At 31.3% G+C, this 23,911-nt stretch carries 22 protein-coding genes; 9 read left to right on the top strand and 13 right to left on the bottom strand.

The window, feature by feature from the left end:
- Positions 1–233: 233 nt before the first annotated feature.
- The gene (locus HSX10_RS00370; RefSeq protein ID WP_173586212.1) at positions 234–665 is read left to right on the top strand and encodes a hypothetical protein; all 432 of its coding nucleotides are present in this window, start codon (positions 234–236) and stop codon (positions 663–665) included.
- Here HSX10_RS00370 and HSX10_RS00375 read toward each other — a convergent pair.
- The 8 genes from HSX10_RS00375 to HSX10_RS00410 all read right to left on the bottom strand — a co-directional run bounded on the left by HSX10_RS00375 (position 662) and on the right by HSX10_RS00410 (position 8,302).
- Entirely contained in the window at positions 662–2,878 is a 2,217-nt protein-coding gene (locus tag HSX10_RS00375; protein ID WP_173586213.1) for a TonB-dependent receptor, read from the bottom strand. The two genes, HSX10_RS00370 and HSX10_RS00375, sit on opposite strands and share 4 nt — an antisense overlap.
- A 570-nt stretch (positions 2,879–3,448) precedes the next feature.
- Positions 3,449–3,853, bottom strand: coding sequence for an alternative ribosome rescue aminoacyl-tRNA hydrolase ArfB (arfB, locus tag HSX10_RS00380; RefSeq protein WP_173586214.1), 405 nt, complete (start codon positions 3,851–3,853; stop codon positions 3,449–3,451).
- A complete protein-coding gene (locus tag HSX10_RS00385) occupies positions 3,853–5,412 on the bottom strand; it encodes a DUF4301 family protein (protein WP_173586215.1) in 1,560 nt (519 codons plus the stop codon). The genes arfB and HSX10_RS00385 overlap by 1 nt, the downstream gene beginning before the upstream one ends.
- A complete protein-coding gene (locus HSX10_RS00390; protein ID WP_173586216.1) occupies positions 5,409–5,975 on the bottom strand; it encodes an AAA family ATPase in 567 nt (188 codons plus the stop codon). The genes HSX10_RS00385 and HSX10_RS00390 overlap by 4 nt, the downstream gene beginning before the upstream one ends.
- The gene (pnuC, locus tag HSX10_RS00395; RefSeq protein ID WP_173586217.1) at positions 5,936–6,565 is read right to left on the bottom strand and encodes a nicotinamide riboside transporter PnuC; all 630 of its coding nucleotides are present in this window, start codon (positions 6,563–6,565) and stop codon (positions 5,936–5,938) included. Before pnuC ends, HSX10_RS00390 begins: the two co-directional genes overlap by 40 nt.
- The gene (locus HSX10_RS00400; protein WP_173586218.1) at positions 6,549–6,809 is read right to left on the bottom strand and encodes a hypothetical protein; all 261 of its coding nucleotides are present in this window, start codon (positions 6,807–6,809) and stop codon (positions 6,549–6,551) included. Before HSX10_RS00400 ends, pnuC begins: the two co-directional genes overlap by 17 nt.
- Positions 6,810–6,840: 31 nt before the next feature.
- A complete protein-coding gene (locus tag HSX10_RS00405; protein ID WP_173586219.1) occupies positions 6,841–7,581 on the bottom strand; it encodes a phosphoglycerol geranylgeranyltransferase in 741 nt (246 codons plus the stop codon).
- A 94-nt stretch (positions 7,582–7,675) separates the two neighbouring features.
- Complete coding sequence (locus tag HSX10_RS00410; RefSeq protein ID WP_173586220.1) at positions 7,676–8,302, bottom strand: 4'-phosphopantetheinyl transferase family protein; 627 nt, start codon at positions 8,300–8,302, stop codon at positions 7,676–7,678.
- 133 nt (positions 8,303–8,435) lie between these two features.
- Here HSX10_RS00410 and ahcY point away from each other — a divergent pair, with 133 nt between their 5' ends.
- A complete protein-coding gene (gene ahcY / locus HSX10_RS00415; protein ID WP_173586221.1) occupies positions 8,436–9,752 on the top strand; it encodes an adenosylhomocysteinase in 1,317 nt (438 codons plus the stop codon).
- Between the two features lie 693 nt (positions 9,753–10,445).
- Here the strand turns inward: ahcY and HSX10_RS00420 are convergent.
- Positions 10,446–12,578 carry a S46 family peptidase gene (locus HSX10_RS00420; protein ID WP_173586222.1) on the bottom strand — a complete coding sequence of 711 codons (2,133 nt, stop codon included), beginning with the start codon at positions 12,576–12,578 and terminating at the stop codon, positions 10,446–10,448.
- Positions 12,579–12,662: 84 nt separating this feature from the next.
- Between HSX10_RS00420 and HSX10_RS00425 the strand changes: the two genes are divergently transcribed.
- The 4 genes from HSX10_RS00425 to HSX10_RS00440 all read left to right on the top strand — a co-directional run bounded on the left by HSX10_RS00425 (position 12,663) and on the right by HSX10_RS00440 (position 15,865).
- Positions 12,663–13,805 (top strand): methionine aminotransferase, encoded by a 1,143-nt coding sequence (locus tag HSX10_RS00425; protein ID WP_173586223.1) that lies wholly within the window; start codon positions 12,663–12,665, stop codon positions 13,803–13,805.
- 76 nt (positions 13,806–13,881) lie between these two features.
- Complete coding sequence (locus HSX10_RS00430) at positions 13,882–14,409, top strand: hypothetical protein (protein ID WP_173586224.1); 528 nt, start codon at positions 13,882–13,884, stop codon at positions 14,407–14,409.
- Positions 14,410–14,414: 5 nt separating this feature from the next.
- On the top strand, positions 14,415–15,074 hold the full coding sequence (locus HSX10_RS00435) for a hypothetical protein (protein ID WP_173586225.1): 660 nt from the start codon (positions 14,415–14,417) through the stop codon (positions 15,072–15,074).
- A 2-nt stretch (positions 15,075–15,076) separates the two neighbouring features.
- Entirely contained in the window at positions 15,077–15,865 is a 789-nt protein-coding gene (locus HSX10_RS00440; RefSeq protein WP_173586226.1) for an amidohydrolase, read from the top strand.
- Here the strand turns inward: HSX10_RS00440 and HSX10_RS00445 are convergent.
- Both HSX10_RS00445 and HSX10_RS00450 read right to left on the bottom strand, forming a co-directional pair.
- Positions 15,840–17,453 (bottom strand): Ig-like domain-containing domain, encoded by a 1,614-nt coding sequence (locus HSX10_RS00445; RefSeq protein WP_173586227.1) that lies wholly within the window; start codon positions 17,451–17,453, stop codon positions 15,840–15,842. The genes HSX10_RS00440 and HSX10_RS00445 overlap by 26 nt on opposite strands.
- Before the next feature lie 56 nt (positions 17,454–17,509).
- Entirely contained in the window at positions 17,510–18,187 is a 678-nt protein-coding gene (locus HSX10_RS00450) for a ComF family protein (RefSeq protein ID WP_173586228.1), read from the bottom strand.
- Between the two features lie 71 nt (positions 18,188–18,258).
- On the opposite strand from HSX10_RS00450, the gene HSX10_RS00455 reads away from it, so the two are divergent.
- The 3 genes from HSX10_RS00455 (at position 18,259) to HSX10_RS00465 (ending at position 22,027) form a co-directional block, all read left to right on the top strand.
- Entirely contained in the window at positions 18,259–19,143 is an 885-nt protein-coding gene (locus HSX10_RS00455; protein WP_173586229.1) for a DUF8428 domain-containing protein, read from the top strand.
- Between the two features lie 77 nt (positions 19,144–19,220).
- Positions 19,221–20,762, top strand: coding sequence for a glycine--tRNA ligase (locus HSX10_RS00460; protein ID WP_173586230.1), 1,542 nt, complete (start codon positions 19,221–19,223; stop codon positions 20,760–20,762).
- Positions 20,763–20,923: 161 nt separating this feature from the next.
- Positions 20,924–22,027, top strand: coding sequence for a hypothetical protein (locus tag HSX10_RS00465; protein ID WP_173586231.1), 1,104 nt, complete (start codon positions 20,924–20,926; stop codon positions 22,025–22,027).
- A 75-nt stretch (positions 22,028–22,102) separates the two neighbouring features.
- Here the strand turns inward: HSX10_RS00465 and HSX10_RS00470 are convergent, their stop codons facing one another.
- Together HSX10_RS00470 and HSX10_RS00475 are read right to left on the bottom strand one after the other, a co-directional pair.
- Entirely contained in the window at positions 22,103–22,657 is a 555-nt protein-coding gene (locus HSX10_RS00470) for a DUF3575 domain-containing protein (RefSeq protein ID WP_173586232.1), read from the bottom strand.
- A 105-nt stretch (positions 22,658–22,762) separates the two neighbouring features.
- Positions 22,763–23,911 carry an efflux RND transporter periplasmic adaptor subunit gene (locus HSX10_RS00475; RefSeq protein WP_173586233.1) on the bottom strand — a complete coding sequence of 383 codons (1,149 nt, stop codon included), beginning with the start codon at positions 23,909–23,911 and terminating at the stop codon, positions 22,763–22,765.

The raw sequence follows: 23,911 nt of genomic DNA on the forward strand, positions 1-23,911 counted from the left end.
ATAATGTTAGCATAAAAAAAACCTCGCGCTGACGAGATTACTATGCAAATATATAAAATATTTACGGTATTGTTGAATTAATAGTAAATTGCCACTTGGAATTTTAAGGTGAAATTCATAATAAATATGAATACGTCAAAAAATAAAGTGGGATGTTAGTGTTCTTGCGGCTTTTAAATATTTTTATTTTTAAGTCATTAAATTTCAAATCCTTAATAAAATAAATTAAACCTGTGAAAAAAATATTTTTAATACTCGTTAGTGTGGTTGTTTTAGGCTGTAGCCAAAATGACACGGATTATAATTGTAATTATTTGTTAGATGTTGGTGTTAATTTAACGGTGAATCTTAATCTTCCTCAGTATAACCAACTATTGTTTCCTGTTAATGCTGTTAGAGTATCAAATTATGGTAATGATGGTATTATTTTGGTAAGAGCGGGGAGTAATTCACTTTTAGCATGGGATGGTGCAGATCCTAACCATGTGTCTTCTTCATGTTCTACTTTAGAAATTGTAGGTTTAAATGCCGTTTGTGGTTGTGGTGATGGTAATGAATATAGTTTAATTACGGGTACGGCACTTAATGATGATCCTCAACCCTGTACGTTAAAACCATACAGAGTTGAAACCATCAGTGATAATGTTTATTTAATTAGTAATTAAAAATTCATTGTAACACCAACTAAAAAATTTGTGGTTGCTTGTGGGTAGAAACCTGCTCCTTCTATAGTTGTAATGCTTCCTGGGTTAGACCAGTCGTCATCATAAGTATAGTAATATCCGTTAGATACATATTCTACGTTAAAGATGTTGTTAACTAAGCCTGAAAAAACAATAGAGTCAAAAATAGATTCTGTTTTTAAAGTATAGTTAATGTTGAAATCATTAGTGAAGAAACTATCTAATTTAGAACGATCTGCTTCAGTGTTTCCCATATATTGTTCGCCAACAAATTTGCTTAGCCAAGACATTTGAAGGTTTTTAATAGGTTGAAAAACAATTGCATTAGCGGCAACTAAACTAGGCGAGAATGAAATATCTGTTTCACCTAAATTTTGTGCTACTCCATCAAAAGAAATAACAGTTTCATTATTTTTATTAGTGCTTAATGTTGCGTTGGGCTGTAATGTTAACTTTGAAGTTACTGGGATTATAGCTTCTAATTCTAAACCTAAACGGTAACTTTTACCACTATTAGTTCTAATAGGGTTTCCTACATCATCTAATTGGCCAGATAAAACCAATTGTTGGTTATACTGCATGTAATATACATTAGCATTAAATGTGAAGTTGTTTTTGTTATGTCTCCAGCCTAATTCAAAATCATTAAGTTGTTCTGGTTTTATATCGCTATTGTTTTCAAAATCCGTTCTGTTTGCTTCTCTGTTTGCTCTAGCATATGAAAAATATAGACTGTTATCTGTATTTACATCGTAAGTAATACCAGCTTTTGGATTGAAAAAAGAAAAGGTTTTATCGATTTCAAAATCTACAAGGTCAGATGTGTTTCCGTAGGTTTTATAAGATACATTTCTCGTTTGCAAATCCCCGTATAAACTTATTTTTTCATTTAAACGGTAATTCGCTTTTGCAAAAAAGGATAAGTCATTTTTTAAACTATTACCATCATAATAACGGTCTCTGATTTCAGATTGACTTGCAAATTCAGCCCAAATAATTTCACCAAAATGATCACCATCATAATGACTAAATGAACCTCCAAAAATTAAATTTAGATTATCATCTTTATAATTCGCATTTACATTAGCTACATAATAATCATTATCTAACCAACGTCTACGGATTAAATCTGTTGTGTTTACGGTTTCTGATCCAAAATCTAGAGGTTGTAAACCATAAGTTTCAAAATCTTCGTTTTCTTTATATTGCTCAAAATAACCGCGTCCATAAGTGTAATTTAAGCCTACTGTAGTTGACCATTGGCTGTTGTAACGTTGGTTCCAATGCAATTGGTAATGATCTTGATTGTAATAATCTACTTCATTATCATAAAATTGAGGATCGCCATTAGCATCGTCATATTCTCCGGCTGAGTTATAAGTTCTATCATTTTCTAGCTTATCTAAATCTTCTAACCCATTCCAAGATTGATATGTCACTTCTTTTCCTCCAAAAGCAATGGCTTTAATTAAGGTGTTGTCATCTACATAAGAGCCTTGCAAAAAGTAAGATTTTAAATCCGATGATGCACGATCTATATAACCGTCAGAAGCGATATTAGATAAACGACCAGCAATTTCAAAATGATCATTCATAAGTCCTGTACTAAATTTTACGGTATGTTTTCTGGTGTTATAACTTCCGTAAGAATTTGAGATTTCACCAGAAGCTTCCTTAGATATTGCGTCTGTAAGTATATTAATACTTGCACCAAAAGCACCAGAACCATTGGTAGACGTTCCGACTCCTCGTTGCAATTGTAAACTTTCGGTAGAAGAAGCAAAATCGCTTAAATTCACCCAAAATGTCCCTAAAGACTCCGCATCATTATAAGGGATTCCGTTAATAGTAACGTTGGTAGATTGTGAGCTAACACCTCTTACTCTTATGCTCGTATAGCCTACACCTGCACCAGCATCCGTAGTGGTAACAACTGAAGGTAGAAAGTTAAGTAACATAGGAATGTCTTGCCCTAAATTTCGTTTAGCTAATGCTTCTTTGTTAATGTTAGAGTGTGTAATTGGTGATTTAGCATCTACTCTAACAGCCTTTACTAGAACTTCATCTAGTTTTTCGACTTTAGTAGAGTCTTGTGGTTTTTCTTGTCCATAAATAGAACAAATACTTAATAAAAAAATGGAAATTGATAATCTCTGTCTATTTATTTTTGAGAGATTGTTGAATAAAAATTTCATACGACTATAGTATTATAATCGAATAAAAAGAGGTCATTATTCTTGGTTAATAATTAGTTATGTTGAGCTTTAGATTCCTGCAATATGGAAAATGTTATTTTATTTTGAAATTAAGCACATAAAACAAATGTCGCTTAGAAATCAGAAGTAAAATAGACATTGATAACCGTATAGCATTTGCCAAAAATAGCGATATGATATTTTCTTTATGCTCGTTTCCTAAACAGCATTACCTGTTCTAGGTTCAATGGGTATGATCTCAGCTTGAAAAGTTAGTGGTCTTGTGTAGAAAGATAATCGTTATTTATAATTACGTTTAACTTTTTACTGTGATTGCCAACTAATTTTAGCACCCCTTTTTTGAGAACGCGGCAAAGATAGAAAGGATTTATGATTTTAGAATTATGATTTATGATTTTTTTTAAATGTAAAAACACTGAGGTTGATATTGAATACGAAGCTTATATCAGTTAGAGTGAGTTTTTTTGTTTTTTTCGATAAAGGTTTAGATTAGGTTTGAAAATGCAATTTTAAGTCTTAGTAATTAATTGAAAATGATCTCTTTATTTGCTATTCTATATTAGGTGTTTTTCTATTTGCTTTTTTATCAGCATTAATACGTTTGTTTTTTAAACGTCTCTTTTTTACGCCTCTAGGAACTCTTGTTTTAATACGTAGTTTTTGTTTCTTTAACCCTTCTTCAATTAATGCTATAAAGCGTTGGGTTACCAAAGCTTTATTTCTAAATTGGCTTCGACTTTCATCACAGGCTAGAATTAAGATTCCATCTTTTGTTAATCGGTTACCAAAATACTCAGAAAGCTTTTGCTTTTTTTCATCGCTAAAAACTACAGAATTGTTAAGGTCAAAATATAATTCGGCTTTAGATGATACCTTGTTTACATGTTGACCTCCACTTCCTGAGCTTCGGACGTACTTATAGTTTAATTCAGATTTTAAAATTTGAATATTCACTATGCTTTTATTTGATGTGGTGGCTTAAGCAAATCATTAACCGTTTTTACAGGATTGAAAGTACTGATAGGTACTTCTACAAAAATAGTATTCCAATGTGCCATACTTCCGTTCCAAAGCCCTGGTAATTCTAGCGCTTTTAATGCTTTACCATTTTTTGTTTTTTTGGTTATAAAAGCAGCATTATGATCGACGTAGTTTTCTAAATCAAATTTTTCGCCCTTGTAATTTTTAATTCCACAAATTAAATCTACAGGATTAAAATGTGTTGCGTTTTTAAGGATTTCTTCTTGTTTTGAGTCTTTTAAATTAATCTGAGCAGATTCTACAATTTGAAGTGATTGATTAGATTTTTCATCCTTTACCCAAAAAGGACCACCTCCTGGTTCGCCTTCATTTCTTACCATTCCGCAGACGCGGATTGGACGGTTTAGTTTTTCTTTTAAGTATTGAATTTTATAACAATCTTTATATTTAAAATACTCATCAGATATTTTAATACTTAATTTATATGTTATAAAATTTTCAATAGCAACTAAGGTTCCTTCGTCAACTTTATTAGCGTCTAAATCATGTAAGTATTCAAATGATTTGCTTTGTAGTTTTAATAAAATTCCTGCTAAAGCTTTTTTAAAGCCTGCTAATTCTTCCTTGTATTTATTAACGACAACATTATCTATGTTTTTTACAAAAATAACGTCTGCATCAATAGCGTTTAAGTTTTTTAGAAGTGCTCCATGTCCAGAAGGTCTAAATAATAACGAACCGTCAGCTTCTTTAAAGGGTTTGTTTTCCATAGTCACAGCAATAGTGTCTGTGGCATGTTGTTGATAAGAGAATGAAATATTGAATTTCACTCCTTTTTCTGCTTCAATACGATCTTTTATTTTATTAAATTCTTCAGTAAACTTAGCTTCATGACTCTCTGATATTGTAAAGTGTAATCTTGCTGTGTTATTACTTGTAGCGTATAAGGCTGATTCGTAAAGATGTTCTTCGAAGGCAGTAGCGATGTAATCGTTTTTATAGTAGTGAAATGGAAGTAATCCTTTGGGTTGATTACCAAAATTTAATTCATTTTTATCTAACATTGCTTTGGCAAAATGCCATACTTTTTCTTGACTAGATAAAGTTTCTAAATCTATACCTTCAGATTTTAATAATCCTGCAACTTGTTTATAAAACGGGAATTTCTCCAAGCCCACCATAAACAAGGATAATTCTCTTAAGTTATTCTTATTTATATACGCATTAAGAGATTGTTCATTCTCATTATATTCACTGATATACCGAAAGAGAAATTTAAACATTCTAGTTGCTGCACCAGATGCAGGTACAAATTTTAATAGTGATTTGTTGTCTTTTTCGGCTTCAAAAAGAGCTACAAAATCTTTCATGTCAGATTCTGTCAAAGGCATAATACCTTTGTTTAATGTTGCTGCAGCAGAGACATTAGTAAAAGGAATTCCGGTTTCAAAAATTCCTATTTGTTTTTCAACCTTGGCTAAGGTCAAATTATTAGTATCTATTTGTTTAAGGTCTTTATCAGTAAAATTCATTTGTTCTTTATTAATTCATCTATGTGCTTAACCGCTAATTGTAATCGCTCTTTTTCATTTCCTTTTAAAAGCACATAAGGTTTATTGTGATTCTTTAATGCGGATTCAAAAGCTTTAAACATGCGCTCCCTTTCATCGGGTTTATCTCGCAGATCATCAGCTTCCCACGGTGTGTCAATATAAGTTAAAAAATATAAATCATAAATATTGTTCTTAGCATACTTGTCTAAAATGGGGTCGCAACTTCCTTGGTAATAGGCTTCACTATAAACTTTTGTTTCTAGTAAATCTGTATCGCAAATTAAAACAGAATTTGTTTTTTTGCTTAACTCATTCTCTAATTTAATTTGCCCTATTGCAATTGGAAGTAGGTCTTTTGGTTCGCAAGTTTTACGTTCGTCGTTCCATTTGTCTTGTAAGTATTCTCTAGCATACTCAGGGACCCAAATAGAATTGTAATGTCTTGCTAATTGGCGAGATATCGTTGTTTTCCCTGTTGATTCTGGGCCGAATAAAACTATTTTTACACAGTCTGAGGGTTCTTGTCTAAGCTTTTTTTCCATGCGTTATAGCCTTGAACAGCTAAGATTAAAAATATTATAAATTGAACTCCAGTAAATCCTAAGCCTTTTACAAAATATAAAGGGATAGAAATAAGATCTGCAATAATCCATAATATCCAATTCTCTATTTTTTTGTTGGCCATTAACCACATTCCTGCAAAGAAAATACCTGTGGTTATAGTATCTATATAATCTGTAATTCTATCGAAACGATTAAAATAGAGATACACACAAATTACAAAAATCATTGTTATTACGAAAATTGATCCGGCTTTTACCCAGTCTTTTATGGATGATTTTGTGACGGCTAATTCGTTGCCATTATCAGAATATTTCCACATATACCAACCATAAATACTCATTAATGTGTAGTAAATGTTGATTGTTAAATCGCCGTAAAGTGTAAATATATAACACAAATAAACAAATAGAATGGTGCTAATAATCCCGGTTGGAAACACCAAAATATTTTCTTTTTGAGCATACCAAACACTTGCTATACCAAAAACAACAGCAATTATTTCAATGATAATATTAAGAGTTGTTGCTGTACGATAGGGTTCTAAAAAAAAATCAAAAATGTGGTTCATAGTCACTCCTATCCGTTTTTACGATTTTCATTTGCAATACTGCAATATCTATATCAGCAAATGATCGTTTTATTTCTTGCGTTAGAAAAGGCATTAAGGTATCGAAATCACCATAGATTTGTGTGCTTAAAGGGTTTTCTAAAACTGTGAATTCTGAAGCTCTTAAATGCTTAATAAAATCAATAATGTGTGGTTCGTAATCGTCTTTTAATGGTGATAATTGTAATTCTATAGATATTTTCATTGTGATTGCCGCAAAGGCGGTGAATTTATAATTAATTATATGTTTTAGTGATTTTTTTTAAATCATCAAAAAATGTTTCGTCATCTTCAAAAGCGGTTCCTATAACTACTAAATCGGCACCAGCATTGTAAGCTGATTCTAGTTCTGTTTTAGTTCTTATGCCGCCACCAACAATTAATGGAATATTTATTTTTTGTTTAACTTCTGAAATAATATGAGGTTCAATAGCATGTGTGGCACCACTACCAGCTTCGAGGTAAATGAGTTTCATGCCCAATAATTCTCCTGCTTTTGCTGTATCCTTAATTGTTTCTATAGCATTTCTGCTTATTGGTTTTGTTTCGCTAACACGTTGTACTGCTGTTTCTTTTCCGTTTTCAATAAGTAAGTATCCTGTGGGAATAATTTCGAGATCTGTTTTGGCTAATTTTGAAACTGCTTCAACATGTTTGCCAATTAAGTAATCAGGGTTTCTTCCAGAGATTAAAGATAAAAATAAAATTCCATCTGCTTGATCTGTAATTTGAATGATATCTCCAGGAAACAATATAATAGGTAAAGTTGAGTGCTTTTTTATTTCTATAACTAAAGCTTCGGTTAATCCTTCATTAACTTCACTTCCCCCAACAAAAATATGTGTAGCGATAGATTGATTCACCTTTTCAATAAAATTTGAAACGGAATTAATCTTCATCTTGTCAGGATCAATTAGAACGGCTAAGTTTTTCTTATGGGTCTTAATTGTCTTTAATATAGTATTGTAGTATTTCATTTATTCCAAAAATGGAGTTTTAGGTTTAAATGTTTTTTACCTAGTTGATTCTTTTTTAAACTCTAGCATGTAATTGTCTTGTCTATGTTCTTTTTTAGGGAACGACATAAGCACAAGTAAATCCTTCAAATTCTAAAAAGGCCGTATCGTATCTGTATTTTTTATTTTTATAATCTATCCAAGCCACGGTTTTACCATCTTTAAGCATAAATGGGATGACCAAAAAATGCTCTTTGAATAACATACCTGGAGTTGCAAAGAGTTTGTAAAGTGATTCTTTAATTCCCCAGATTATAGTCAGTCTATTAATGTAATCTTGGTCAGTAGGTTTTATATAATTAGTTTCATAATCGACAAACTTATGAGAGATAACACCTATTTTTTCACGCTGCTTTTCAATATCAATTCCGACTTCTTTATTACTAACTATTACGCCAGAAAATGTAAACGAATGTGTAATAGAAATATGCTTTCCATCCTTAAGATGTGGTTTTCCGTTGTCGTCATAAAATAAATCTTGATCGGTATAACCAAACGCTCTAAGTAGATGACGCACACTTAAAAAACCACGTTGGTGTAGTTCGCTTTTCATGCCTAAAACGCGTTTTAAACTGTCTGGTTTTAAATCAATAGGAGAAATTAAATCATCATAAGATTCTTCGATCTTCCAGATTTTAACAGTAGTTTGTGAGTTAACACTAATGGTTTTATAAAGTGGCATTTAGAATTCTTAATGTTATTGATTATCTTTGCATCGCCTATGTCTGTTTTGACATTTTTAGATTAGCGAATTTAACTATTTAAGTGTTAAACCCAAAGGCGTTTTATAATATATAAAAAACGAGAAAAAGAATATGAGTGCAAAAACAATTGCTTACGTACCGAATAAGGTAAAAGATATGTCGCTTGCGGCATGGGGAAGAAAAGAAATTAAATTGGCTGAAGCAGAAATGCCAGGTTTAATGAGTCTTAGAGAAGAGTATAAAAATGAGCAGCCTTTAAAAGGAGCACGTATTGCAGGTTGTTTACATATGACGATTCAAACAGCGGTTTTAATTGAAACATTACAAGCTTTAGGTGCTGAAGTGACTTGGAGTTCTTGTAATATTTTCTCTACGCAAGACCAAGCTGCTGCAGCAATTGCTGAAGCTGGTACAGCTGTTTATGCATGGAAAGGATTAACAGAAGAAGAGTTTGATTGGTGTATTGAACAAACTTTATTTTTTGGTGAAGATCGTAAACCATTAAACATGATTCTTGATGACGGTGGTGATTTAACGAACATGGTTTTGGATAAGTATCCAGAATTATCTGCTGGAATTAAAGGTCTTTCTGAAGAAACTACAACAGGGGTTCACAGACTTTATGAGCGTGTTAAAAATGGTACATTAACAATGCCTGCTATTAACGTAAATGATTCTGTAACAAAATCTAAATTTGATAATAAGTACGGTTGTAAAGAATCTGCAGTAGATGCAATTCGTAGAGCAACAGATATTATGTTAGCTGGTAAGCGTGTAACTGTTTGTGGTTATGGTGATGTTGGTAAAGGAACAGCTGCTTCTTTTAAAGGTGCAGGTTCTATTGTAACAGTTACTGAAATTGACCCAATTTGTGCATTACAAGCTGCAATGGACGGTTTTGAAGTTAAGAAATTAGAAACTGTAGTTGGTAATTCTGATATTATTATTACAACAACAGGTAACAAAGATATTGTAAGAGCTGAGCATTTTGAAGCAATGAAAGATAAAGTTATCGTTGCTAACATTGGTCACTTTGATAATGAGATTCAAGTAGGTTGGTTAAACGAGAAACACGGTCATACTAAAGATACTATTAAGCCTCAGGTTGATAAATATAACATCAACGGAAACGATATTATTTTACTTGCAGAAGGACGTTTAGTAAACTTAGGTTGTGCAACAGGTCACCCAAGTTTTGTAATGAGTAATTCATTTACAAACCAAACTTTAGCGCAAATTGAACTTTGGAAAAACAGTTTCAGTTATGAAAATGACGTGTACATGTTGCCAAAGCATTTAGATGAAAAAGTAGCAAAATTACACTTAGAAAAAATTGGTGTTGAGTTGACTGAATTAGCAGAATACCAAGCGGATTATATTGGTGTAAAAGTTGAAGGGCCTTATAAGCCAGAGCATTACAGATATTAATCAATGAGTGTCATTGCAAGACGCTTTTTAGCGATGAAGCAATCTCATTAATTGAAATTGAATTTTTAAAAATCCCAAGCATTAGTGTTTGGGGTTTTTTTTCTTTTAAATTAAAAAAAGGTTCTCGATACAAAATTGCAGAAAAAGCAATTTCACTCGAACTGACGTCTTGCGTTAAACAAGAATTATTATGATTAGTGTTATCGTCACTTCGAGTGATTTTTGAGGTACGATAAATCGTATTGAGAAGTGTTGTTTTAGTTTTTAGGAGTTATTGAGTTTTAATTTAATTGGTTCTCGATACAAAATTGGAGAAAAAGCAATTCCACTCGGACAGACGGTTTGCGTGAAATAAGAATTATAGTGATTACTATTTCGTCACTTCGAGTGATTTTTGAGGTACGATAAATCGTATCGAGAAGTGTTGTTTTAGTTTTTAGGAGTTGTTGAGTTTTAATTTGATTAGTTCTCGATATAAAATTGCAGAAAAAGCAATTCCACTTGAACTGACGGCTTGCGTTAAACAAGAATTATAATGATTACTGTTATCGTCACTTCGAGTGATTTTGAGGCACGACAAATCGTATCGAGAAGTGTTTATTAAGTATAAAAAAGACCTCACAGATTTTAATAATCAGTGAGGTCTAATATATTTTAGAGTTAGCAATTGCTAACTTAGGACTTAATTACGGCCTACTTTCTCTTTTTGTTCTTGCGTTTTTTCTTTTTCTTAGAATCATCTTTTTTAGGATGTACTAAGGTCATTTCATCAATTAAGTGTTGTGCACCTGCGTATTTATCTACGATGAAAAGTACGTAACGTAAATCGACCATAATGTTTCGGCAAATTTCAGGATCGTAATTCATATCACTCATTGTTCCTTCCCAAACACGGTCAAAGTTTAAACCAACTAAGTTTCCTACAGCATCAATAGCAGGACTTCCAGAGTTTCCCCCTGTGGTATGATTCGTACCTAAGAAACAAACCGGTACCTTTCCGTTGCTATCTGCATATTGCCCGTAATCTTTAGCTTCGTAAAGTTCAATTAGTTTTTGTGGCACATCAAACTCATAATCACCTGGAATATATTTTTCAATCACACCATTTAAATAACTCACTGGGTTGTAATACACAGCATCTCTTGGCGAATAACCTCTAACTTGTCCGTAAGTAACACGCAGCGTACTGTTAGCATCAGGGAAATAACGTTCGTTAGGTAAGGCTTCCATTAATGCAGTCATGTATTCGGTTTGTAAAGCTGTGATAGGTGCATTCTTTGCTTCGTAATCTTTATTAATTGAATCAAAAAATTCTGTAATCATTGGTTTTGCATAAGCAAAAGCGGCATCATTATTAAGGTTTTTTATCACGGTATCAGCATCACCTTCTAATAATTTTAGAGCAGAGTCTAAATGAGTAAAGGCTGTTTTGTCATAAATTGTAGCATCTACATCTTTACTATACAACGGCATTACATTAAGGTAGACTCCTTTGTCAACGTCAACATCGTAGTTTTTATGAATCCCTTTTAAAGTTCCTGTTAAACTTGCTTTAGCGTTTTCAAGAATTGCAGGGTTTTCAATTAAAGCTTGTTCAATTTGGTAAGCTCTAAATGTCATTTGCATTAATTCATTGGTAGTGAAAAAGACTTCAATAAAGTTTCTTCTCTTAATATCTATAGGTGCAAAATCTTTATATAGTTTATCAAATTCAGGAAGGATATGACCGTATTTGTCCTCTAGTCCTTTTTCTTTTAAAGCTTTGGTAAAAGTAGCTTCAAATTCTCTGCGTTTTTCAACAGCATTAGTTTTCTTAATTCCTAAGTTTTCACCAATCCACTTTTTCCAAGCATTAGCAATTCTAGCTTGTTTAGAAGCGTATTTAATACGCACATCATCGCTAGTTTTCATTTTTTGGTCAATAACTTTTAGAGCCGCTTCACGAATAGCGATGTTTGTTGGGTTAAATTCCTCTGTAATATGTTCAATTGCTACTGCAGGTAGATATTCGCTAGTTGTACCAGGAAAACCAAATACCATCGTAAAATCACCTTCTTCAACACCATCTAAAGAGATCGGAAGAAAATGTTTAGGCTTGTAAGGTTGGTTGTCTTTACTGTATTTTGCAGGACGGTTATTAGCATCTGCATAAATACGAAACATAGAAAAATCACCGGTATGTCTTGGGAAAACCCAGTTGTCAGTATCGCTACCAAATTTACCAATACTTGTTGGTGGTGCACCTACTAAACGGATATCTTCAAAACGTTCTGTTACAAAAAGAAAATATTGATTGCCTTCAAAAAATGCTTTTGTCTTTACATCTTGCCAGGTTTCTTTTGGCCAAGTTTTTAAAGCAGCATTACTATTTTTAGAAATTATAGATTGTTTTTCTGTTTCCGTCATGTTAGCTGTAATTCCTTTTAAAACCACATCAGAAACATCATGAATACTCACAATAAACTCAATAAATAAACCTTCATTTGGTAATTCGTCTTCTAAATTCATGGCCCAAAAACCATCTTTTAGATAATCATTTTCTAAAGAAGAGTGCGATTGTATCTGGCTAAAACCACAGTGGTGATTGGTAAGTACTAAACCTTGGTCTGAAATAACTTCACTTGTACAGCCACCATTAAAATGGCCAATGGCATCTTTTAAGCTTGAGTTGTTAACATCGTAAATATCTTGAGCTGTTAATTTACTGCCCAAACTTTGCATTTCATCTTCGTTCATACCCTCTAAAAGTGAAGGAATCCACATGCCTCCTTGCTGTGCCGAGACTTGAAAAACAACGAAAAAGAAAAGAATTTTAAAAAATCGCATATTCAATATTTTTTTAGTTTTTGTAAAGATAGAAAAGCTTGTTTTATATCTTTAATGTTTTTGTACATAAAGCCTACTTTTTTTATGAATTTCACATCTAAATTACCAAACACAGGGACAACGATTTTTACTGTTATGAGTGCTTTGGCTAAAGAGTATAATGCAATTAATTTATCGCAAGGTTTTCCTAATTATCCTAGTTCTCAGAAACTGAATACTTTGGTTTATGACGCCATGAATAAAGGCTATAATCAATATGCACCAATGGCTGGGAATTTAGATTTGCGGTTGGCTATTGCTCATAAATATGAGTTGTTATATAAAAGTAAATACCATCCAGAAAAAGAAATTACAGTAACAGCAGGAGCAACACAAGCTATTTATACGATTATTTCTACATTTATTAGAAAAGATGATGAGGTAGTTATTTTCAAACCTGCTTATGATTGTTATGAGCCTGCAGTTGAAATTAATGGAGGGAAACCAATTGCTATTCAGTTATCAGCACCAAATTATAAAGTGAATTGGGAAGAGGTTGCTTCAAAAATAACATCTAAAACAAAGATGATTATTATCAATTCACCTCATAATCCAAGTGGGACAATTTGGTCTAAAGAGGATATGCTTCAACTTCAAAAAATAACTATAAACACTAATATTATAGTTTTAAGTGATGAGGTTTATGAACATATTATATTTGATGCAGAACAACATCAGAGTGTTTGTTTATTTAAGGATTTAAAACAACGTAGTTTTATTACGGCTTCCTTCGGAAAAACGTTTCATAATACGGGTTGGAAAATTGGGTATTGTTGTGCTCCTGAAGAATTAATGTCCGAATTTAGAAAAGTACATCAATTTAATGTGTTTTCAGTGCATCATCCGTCTCAAAAAGGGATTGCGGATTATATGAAAGATGAAGAAAGTTATTTAAGTTTGAATATTTTTTTTCAGCGTAAACGAGATTTGTTCTTAAATTTAATTTCAGAATCTAGATTTAAATTTCAAGCCTCTAAAGGCACCTATTTTCAAGTATTAGATTATAGTGATATTACAAATGAATATGATGTAGATTTTGTAAAACGATTAACAAAAGAATTTAAAATAGCTGCTATTCCATTGTCTGTATTTAATACTAATAATGAGGATGATAAAGTGTTACGGTTTTGTTTTGCAAAAACAGAAGAAACTTTAATACAAGCTGCTGAAATTTTGAATAGGATTTAATGTTAAAACTTTCGTAATGTAGTGACGCTATCAATTCTTTAGTGTCTAAATTATAGAAACAAAAATTATATATAATATGAAATTTCAATATGTATTTATTTTCTTTTTAATAAGTTTAATGCTGTCTTGTGGTAGTAGTGATCGTGTTATTATGACAGATGGAAAAGTTTATGAAATAAAAGGTAATTCTATTAAAAACGATGGTGCCGATGTTACAGAAACTTTATCGGAGGAACGTAAGTCAGAAATAGAAGCGACACTAAAAGCAAATAATAAAGCTAAAGCAGAAGCAGAGCAGTTGCAAGAATCTCTTAAGGCACAGCAAAAAGAGTTGAAAAAAGCAAAAGAAGAGGCGGAAGCAAAACAAGAAAAACTAGAGGAGCAACAAGAGGTATTAGAAAAAAAGATTGAAGATAAAGAAGATGCACGTAAAGATTTTTTAAAGGCAAAGAAGAGTTTAGATAATAAACAGAAGAAATTTGAAAAATTAAAAGATAAAGGAAAGCTATCTCCTAATGATGAGGAAAAATGGTCTGAAGAATTAGACGATTTAGAAAAAGAGTTTGAAGAAGCAAAAGAAAAAATGAATAACTTAAATAAATAAAAATTATGAAATATATATTAACTTGTGTAAGTCTAGTATTTGCGTTGTTTTTAAACGCGCAAGAAGTAACCAAAGAAGGGAAAATCTACGAGGTTAAAAGTGAGAAAATCTTTTTAGAAGGAAAGGATGTGACAGAAACTTTAAGTTTAGAAGAAAAAGCAGTTATTTTTAAAGAAGCGGCTACAATTTCAGAAAAAATTAAAGTAGAAGCAGCAGCAAAATTAGAAGAAGCTAAAGCAAAAGAAGAAGCGGCAAAAGTAAAAGCTGAAGAAGAGAAGGTTAAAGTTGCTGATGCTAAAGCGAAAAAAGAAGAAGAAAAAGCGATAAAGAAAAAGGAAGCTGCAGCAAAAAAGCTTGAAAAAGAAGAAGCTAAAGCCGTAAAAGAAAAAGAAGATGCTGCTAAGGAGTTAGAAAAGGAAAAAAAGGCTGCTGAGAAAGCTGAGAAAAAGGCAGAGAAAGCAGAAAAGAAAGCTGAAAAAGCATTAGAAAAAGAAGAAAAATTAGAAGCTAATTTGGCAAAAGCTGAAGATAAATTAGACAAAGCTCAAAAAAAATACGAGAAGTTAAAAAGAAAAGGTGAATTGTCTCCTGTCGATGAAAATAAGTGGATGGATAAATTAGAGAAGCTTACTGACAAAGTAAATAAAGCGAAACGAAAATTATAAATATGTCTAACGTTTTAAACGTAGCCTTAATACAAACGTCTTTAGTTTGGGAAAACCCAAAAGAAAATAGACGTTTACTAAATGATAAGATCAATACCATAACGGGTGTTGATCTTATTGTTTTACCAGAGATGTTTACTTCTGGTTTTACCATGAAGCCAGAATTAGTTGCGGAGCCAATGGATGGTGAAACAATATTATGGTTAAAGCAATTAGCAAAAGAAAAAAACGCAGTTATTATGGGGAGTCTTGTGATTTCTGAAAATAATAATTTCTATAATCGTATGGTTTGTGTAGAGCCTTCTGGTAAAATTACGACTTATGACAAACGACATACATTCACTTTAGCAGGTGAAGATAAAGTATATACTGCTGGTTCAGAAAAAGTAATATTCAATTATAAAGGTTGGAAAATTTGTCCGTTGGTATGCTACGATTTACGTTTCCCTGTTTGGGCTAGAAATGTTGAGGATTACGACCTTTTGATATATGTTGCCAATTGGCCAAAAGTTCGGATTAAAGCTTGGGATGCTTTGTTACAAGCTAGAGCCATAGAGAATATGACGTATTGTATTGGTGTTAATAGAGTAGGACTCGACGGGAATAATTATGAACATTCTGGGCACTCAGTGGTTTACGACGTTTTAGGGAATAGATTAGATCATATTTCTGAAAACGAGGAAACTATAGAATTCGTTACATTACATAAAGACGCTATTAAAAAATACCGAGAAAAATTAAACTTTTTAAATGACGGAGACGGATTTAGTCTAAAAGTTCAAATTCAATAACGAAATCAAAATTAGCACGCACGTCATCTAATTCTTCTTTTGGATAACTGACACGTTCAGGTTGAATTCCTAATAAGAAATTACCTGTGTCATATTTTCCGTTTTCATTAGTATCAAAAATAGCTCGCATTTTATATTTTTTTGGAGTCAAATTTGTGAAATCTACAACAGGAATATCTTTAGCATAACGTTCGAATAAAACCACATCATTATTATCTATTAGCTGAACAATCATTGGTAGCTTAGCATTAATTAGGTTCACTCTAATGTTACCATAATCAGATTTCATTTTAGTTTTAATTTTGAAATTTAGAGTGTCTTTATTGGTATCTTCGTAAAAATCAGTTAATGTACCTGGTAGTAAAGTGAAATTATATTCTTGACCTTCTATTTTATCTATGGGAAATCTATATTTATTGTAGATTGAATCATATTCAACCTTATAAGTTACAGCTAAAGAATCTTTGTCTATAACTTTAATTTTTGTGGTATCAATTTTAGATAAAGGTATATTAGCTTCAAGAGTAAATTCATCTTCAAAATTAATAGCACCTTGTGTTAAAGCTGTAATTTTTAAAGAATCGCTTTTTAATGCTCTAAAACGATGTTTAAAAGTGTCTATTTTTTTTCCATTAGTCACTGTGAAAAATGTAGTATCAATTTCAAACTTTGGTTGATACCAATAATACAAAGTATCCGTTTCTTTGTCTTTTACAATTCTAGTTTTATAACCTTCAGGCGTTTCACCTAGGACATTAATTCTCATGGCTTCATAATCACCTTCGTATGGGAAAATGATTCGTTTTTCACCATCTTGTGTTGGTTTAATAGCTTTGAAGTTTACGTCTTCATTAAATAATTTTAAGCCATAAGTCGAATCTGACGGTACAGTAATATACCCCTCTTTAAAACCTATTTTATCATCTTTTTGATTAAAGATATAATTCGAATTTTCATCTTTTAAAGCAATTAGTTTATAAGTACCTTCTTTGATGTTATCGATACTAAAACTTGTAAGACTGTCTAATGTGTTCGTTATGTATCTTGGTTTTTCTTTATAAACGATAGAATCCGAATATGTAGAGTCTACTTCATAAAGCATTACAGAAATAAATGTATCGGGCTCTTTTTTTAAAGCATCTTCAACAAATCCTTTTACGGATAATGAATCAATAGTATTTCCTGTAGAAAACACATAACGGTAATAAGGATAAGGATTGCTTTCGTTATAATCCACTATACTTTCTCCAAAATTAAAAGCATAAGTAGTATTAGCATCTAGCGTATCTTTTATTTTGATAGATATTGTTTTGCTAGCACCACTTGCAGGAGAAACGACAGGAGCATTATCCATTGGAGGCGATATAATAAGTTGTTTCTGAAGATCTTTTATTTGAACATATTCATTAAACTGTATAATAATCTCATCACCTTTAAAATTAGTTGAGAAATTTTTTGGGTTAGATGATATTATTTCAGGAGGTAAAATATCTTTTTCTCCACCAGTTGGTGTACCGCGATTAGCACAACTTACAATACTAATTGAAATTAACAGTATACTTATAATTCGAATAAAAGATAAACGCATCTATTTTATAATAATTTAATACAAAGAAACAACTATAAATTAAAGTAACGAAAAAATCAATCTGCAATTGCTAAAGTGGCGAGACTTAACTTTATATTATGAATTTTTAACAAAACTGCCGCGCAGGCTTCTACGGTTGCGCCAGTTGTAATAATATCATCGACTAATAAAATATGTTTGCCAGCTAAAGATTTATTCTCAGAAATATTAAATAAGGCTCCGTCATCTTTCCATCGTGTAGTTCTTGCTTTAAAAACTTGTGTTTTTGTTGATTTTATTTTTATTAAAACACTGTCATTATATTCTGCATTTAAAGCTTTTGCAATTTCTTGGCTAAATTTAGCAACTTGATTATAGCCCCGTTTTCTTAGCTTAGACTTGTATAAAGGAACCGGTATAACGACATCTATATTTTTATAAACATCTATTGTTGCTAATTCGGCACCAAGCCATTTACCAAAGAATTCCCCAATACTTTCATGACCTCTGTATTTTAAATTATGAAGTATTTGTTGTACAATTCCTTTTTTCGAAAAGTGTAATAAAGCAGTTGCATTTTCTAATTTTACTCTTCCATAAACTGTTTTTTTAACGGTTTCATCATTATTAAAATGAAAGTTAGTAACGGGTAAATGATGTCTGCATGAAGTGCATAAAAGTACTTCGTTATCACTTAAAGCATCGTTGCACGCTTCGCAAACCATTGGAAAGAACAAGTTTAACAAGTTTTTCATCACTTAAACGATTAAAATAAGGATTACACTATAAGAACCTTTATTTTGGCTTCAAATTAATAAAATTAATTATGATAGTTAACCCTCAGCTATTAAATTATAGATTAATTATAAGTTCTTTATTAATTGTCTTAACCGTTTTAGGAGCCTATAGTTTTGATAAATACAAATCCATTGAATCTTACGAGACTTTTTTAAATCAAGAAAAAGTTTTAATAGAAACTGAATTATCAGAGCTTTTATCCAGTTACGACGAACTTAGTGAAGATTACAGTCTTATGTCTGCTCAGCTACAACAAGCAAAGCAAGAAACTAAGAATGCATTAGATTCTCTAAGATTACTTAGAGGAAACTTATCTATAATTACTAAATTTAAAGGTCAGCTTGCTGTTTTTAAATCTAAAAGCAAAGTGCTTCTTAGCACTATTGATTCTTTAAATTATGAAAATGAAAAACTGCAACAAGAGAAACACTACGCTTTAAATACTATTAAAAAAAAGACAACAACAATTAGTGATTTAGAAAAAACAAATAATGTTTTAAATAGATCTATTAATGATGCTGCAGTACTAAAGGCTAGTAATGTTAGTGTACAATCTTATAAACTTAAGTCTGGTAAAAAGCGTTTAACGGAAAAGGCAAGACGTGCCAATGCTATCGATGTTTGCATTACGTTATCAGAAAATATTTTAACACTAAAAGGAGAAAAAGATATTTACATACAAATTGTAAGTCCACAAGGTAATGTTGTTTCAGATAAAGGAGAATTGGTTTTTGGGGATGATACTTTAAATTATAGTAAGAAGGAAGTTGTTAACTATGCTAATAAAAACTTAGAAGTTTGTACAGCTATTATACCCAGTGAAAACGAAAAACCGTTAACCAAAGGGCATTATTTTGTGAATGTTTTTCATAAAAATACTAAGCTCGCGAGTACAAGTCTTGTTTTAAAATAGTAAATACATATAATTAACGATATAATTTTTGTAAAACCATTCTGTTAATCAGAGCGGTTTTCTATTTTTGCAGTATTATGGCAAACGACGATCAATTTAAAAAAGTAATCTCTCACGCAAAGGAGTATGGTTACGTGTTTCAGAGTAGTGAAATCTATGATGGACTTAGTGCAGTGTACGATTATGCTCAAAATGGAGTAGAATTAAAGAAAAATATTAGAGACTATTGGTGGAAAGCCATGGTACAGATGAATGAAAATATTGTAGGTCTTGATGCCGCAATATTTATGCATCCTACCACATGGAAGGCTTCTGGCCACGTAGATGCGTTTAGTGATCCTTTAATTGATAATAAGGATTCTAAAAAACGTTATAGAGCCGATGTCTTAGTTGAAGATTATTGCTTAAAAATTGAAGCAAAAATTGAAAAGGAAGTTAAAAAAGCAGAAAAACGCTTTGGTGAAGCCTTTAATAAAGAAGAATTTCTTTCGACTAACGGACGTGTTGTTGGTTATCAAGAAAAAATTGATTCTATCTTAAAACGTTTGGGTCAATCTTTAGAAAATGAAGATTTAGCAGATGTAAAAGCTTTAATTGAAGAATTAGAAATTGCTTGTCCTGTTGCAGGAAGTCGTAATTGGACAGACGTTAAGCAATTCAACTTAATGTTCGGAACTAAATTAGGTGCTTCAGCAGAATCTGCAATGGACTTATATTTAAGACCAGAAACAGCACAAGGTATTTTTGTGAATTTCTTAAACGTTCAGAAAACAGGGCGTTTAAAGATTCCTTTCGGAATTGCACAAACAGGAAAAGCTTTTAGAAATGAGATTGTTGCAAGACAATTTATTTTTAGAATGCGTGAGTTTGAACAAATGGAAATGCAGTTTTTTATTAAGCCAGGAACACAAAAAAAATGGTTTGAGCATTGGAAAGAAACACGTATGAAATGGCATTTATCTCTAGGGATGGGCGCTGATAATTACCGTTTTCACGATCATGAAAAATTAGCACATTACGCAGATGCGGCTACTGATATCGAATTCAAATTCCCATTTGGGTTTAAAGAATTAGAAGGGATTCATTCTCGTACAGATTTCGATTTAAAGCAACATGAAGAATTTTCTGGTAAAAAACTTCAGTATTTTGATCAAGAAGATAAAGAAAGCTATACACCTTACGTTTTAGAAACTTCTATAGGTTTAGATCGTATGTTTTTGGCTGTGTTTTCTAACGCTTTAGTAGAAGAAGAGCTAGAAGATGGAAAAACACGTACTGTTTTAAGATTACCAGCAGTATTGGCACCTGTAAAAGCGGCAATATTTCCTTTGTTAGCAAAAGATGGTTTACCAGAAGTTGCAAAACAAATTGTAGAAGATTTAAAGTGGGACTTTAATGTTGCATACGAAGAAAAAGATACCGTTGGAAGACGTTACAGAAGACAAGATGCAAACGGAACACCATTTTGTATTACTGTAGATCACGATACTTTAGAAGATAACTCAGTTACAATTCGTCATAGAGATACGATGGAACAAAAACGTGTGAAGATTGAAGATTTAAAAGATATCATTAAAGCTGAGGTTGATGTAAAGCATTGGCTACAGAGAATGAAATAACAGATTACTGCAAACGCAGGAATCTCTTTTACAAAAAACGCCCAAACTATTAAGTTTGGGCGTTTTTTTATTTTTAGTCATGGAAAAGTTGTACTCACTCATTGTTGTTCTTTATTTATAAATAAAATAGATACTTTTGATTTAATACTAAAATATAAGTTTTGAAAACATCTTTTGTTACTTTGTTAGCTCTTCTTTTTGCGTTTACTTGTTATTCTCAAAAAAATATAGATACCATTTATGGTAATCCTAGATATGTTAAAGAAAAAGTGGAGTTTTTAAAAAAGAATAAGCAGAACTATACATTTATGGAAGGGGATGGAGATTATGGGCATGCAACAATTCTTACGCCAGAAAATTTAAAAGACAAATTTCATGCATTTTGGTTTAAATACCCTGATGTTGCTTATATTAACTATGAAAAAGAATTTTTAAAAAATGGAAAACCAAAAAATGAAATTTGGAGAGATAAAGATGAGGATTTTGTAATGAAATATGAATATTCCTATAATAAAGAAGGGAATCTTTCAGAAAAAAAAGAAACATTTTTTGATTATGAGCATAATTTAGTTAAGTATACTTATGATTATAATGGTAAATTAAGAAGCTCTATTTCTACATATAGTGATGAAACTGATTTATTTTATTATTTACTATTTAAATATGATTCCATTGGTAATCTAATTAAAACATCAAGGTATGATGCATTTGGGTATGTAAATTCAGATTATAAAAACTATAATAAACAAAATAAATTGATTAGGGAATTTCAACACATTCCTAGAAAATGGCGAGAAAATAAAAATGGGAGTCGATTATTCGCTAGGGATTCCACGGGGACATGGAGAAATATTAAAAAACTAAAGTATGACGTAAATGATAATTTGATTTATGAAGAGAGATATAATGACCGTGATATTATAAGAAGTAAGACTATTTACAAATATGATAATGATAATATAATTGAAAGAACTATTTACAATACACCATCAGATACTTCTTATCATTATAAAGCCATATTTAAATACAATAAATTAGACTTAAAAATAAAAGAGGAAAGTATATTTTCAGGTAGAAAAGAAAAAACAGTAACTAGAATATATGATGATAATTATATAGTTCACATAACAATTGAGGAAATAGGAAAAACTTATAATATTGATTACAAATATGATTTAGATAAAAAAGGTAATTGGATTAAAATTATAAAAATAGTTAATGATGAACCATTATATGTGTGGAGCAGAAAAATAAAGTATTATTGAAGCTTAAACTCAATAAAACCTAAAAATGCCCAAACTATTAAAGTTTGGGCATTATACTTTTATAAATAATTTTATCTAATTAAAACGGTAACCTAAATTGAATCCGAATTTTCCAACAATTTGAGAATCATCATAATCATTTTGAAAAAGATTTCTACCTATTCCTCCAACAAGTTCAAATACAAACCCGCTTTTAGTAACCCACTTACCACCTAAGCCAAAGCCAAGTGCGAAGTCGGTAACACTTTTTTCTTCATAAGTATAGTACATCCCTGATTCTTGAACTTCATAATCTCGGTCTATTGAATTTAACATTCCAAATCCTTCAATAAAAAAACCGGCCGCATATTTTTTTCCAAAGAAAACTCTATAATAAGGAGAAATGTAATAATTAATATCAGCATCTGAATTTTCGTTGTCATATGGTGTTAAAAAAGAAATACCAACAGAAGATTCTTCATTAAGATTTCTTTCATAACTTGCTTCAAAAACACCAGCAAGCAGCATTACAGCATTTAATTTAACTTCATTTTGCTTTTCATATAAAGAAGCAATACTATCGTTTTGTTGTTGTGCACTTAGTGTACAAATAGAAAAAAGGAGCAATAGCATAAAAAGTGATTTCTTCATAAGTTGATTTAAGATTGATTAATAATACTAGGTTATAATGATAACTGTATCATATAGATATATCAAATATAATAAAAAGTTGAATCTAAAAAACACCTAAATCCATTAATGACTATGACCACCTTCACTTTCATTCAATAGCATACCAATACCTTTTATTAATATTTGTTTGTTTTTTAAATTGTCTGTATTTAGAATTTCTGCAGCATCTTCTGTTTGTTTTCCTAAATTTACTTTTATTTTTTTTAGATGAAACTCATCTTCATTTTCTTCATCTAAAACTAAAACATAATTTCCGTCCTCTAAGGGGATTATAGCTTCTTTTGGGAGGCTTAATTTTTTTGTGCTTTCAGTAATGATTTCAGCTTCTACAAACATGCCTACAATAAAGTTGCTATCTTCATTTTCTACATGTCCATGTACCTGTACACGTCTCGTCTCAGCATCAATAGTTGTACCGACTAAATGAATTTCTGCATCAAAAGTATCTTTAGAAGCTTCAGGGATTTTGAAACGGATTTGTTGTCCTTTTTTAACGTTCATAATATCCTTTTCAAAAACTGCGAGTTCTAGATGAATATGATCTGTATTTACAAGTTCTAAAATTACATCACTTGGAGAAACATAGGTACCATTACTTATATTTACCTTGCTTACAGTACCAGAAATTGGTGCATACAAGTTTATGGTCGAAGAAATTTGTCCTTGTTCTACACGTTTAGGACTAATATTCATCATCTGTAGTTTTTTACGCAAGCCATTGTAATGTGCTAAATTACTTTTGTATAAACTTTTGGCTTTGAGATAATTTTTCTCAGAGGTAATTTGTTCGTCAAACAATGTTTTTTGTCTGTTGAATTCCGATTTTAAGTAATTTAGTTGTTCTGTAACTTCGAGATAATTTTGTTGAATTTCAATATATTCTGGATTTTGAAGCGTTACTAGAAGTTGTCCCTTTTTTACCTCACTACCAATAAGTAATGGTGTATTGGTAATGTAACCACTTATAAAAGTAGAAATACTAGATTTACTTTGTGGTGGCACATCAATTATACCGTTAACTTTTATGCTTTCGTTAAAATCTAATTCAGTTAAGCTTCCAAAAACCATTTTTTCACTTTCAAATTGTGTTTTTGTAATAGAGATATGGTCGTGATCTCCTTCATCTGTTGATATAGGTTCCGATGTATTGTTATTGTCGTTTCCACAGGCTGTAATAAGTACTGCGAATATTATAAAATATAGATGTTTCAT

Origin of the sequence: Winogradskyella undariae (assembly GCF_013285155.1) — a bacterium.
GTDB classification, from domain to species: Bacteria; Bacteroidota; Bacteroidia; order Flavobacteriales; family Flavobacteriaceae; genus Winogradskyella; species Winogradskyella undariae.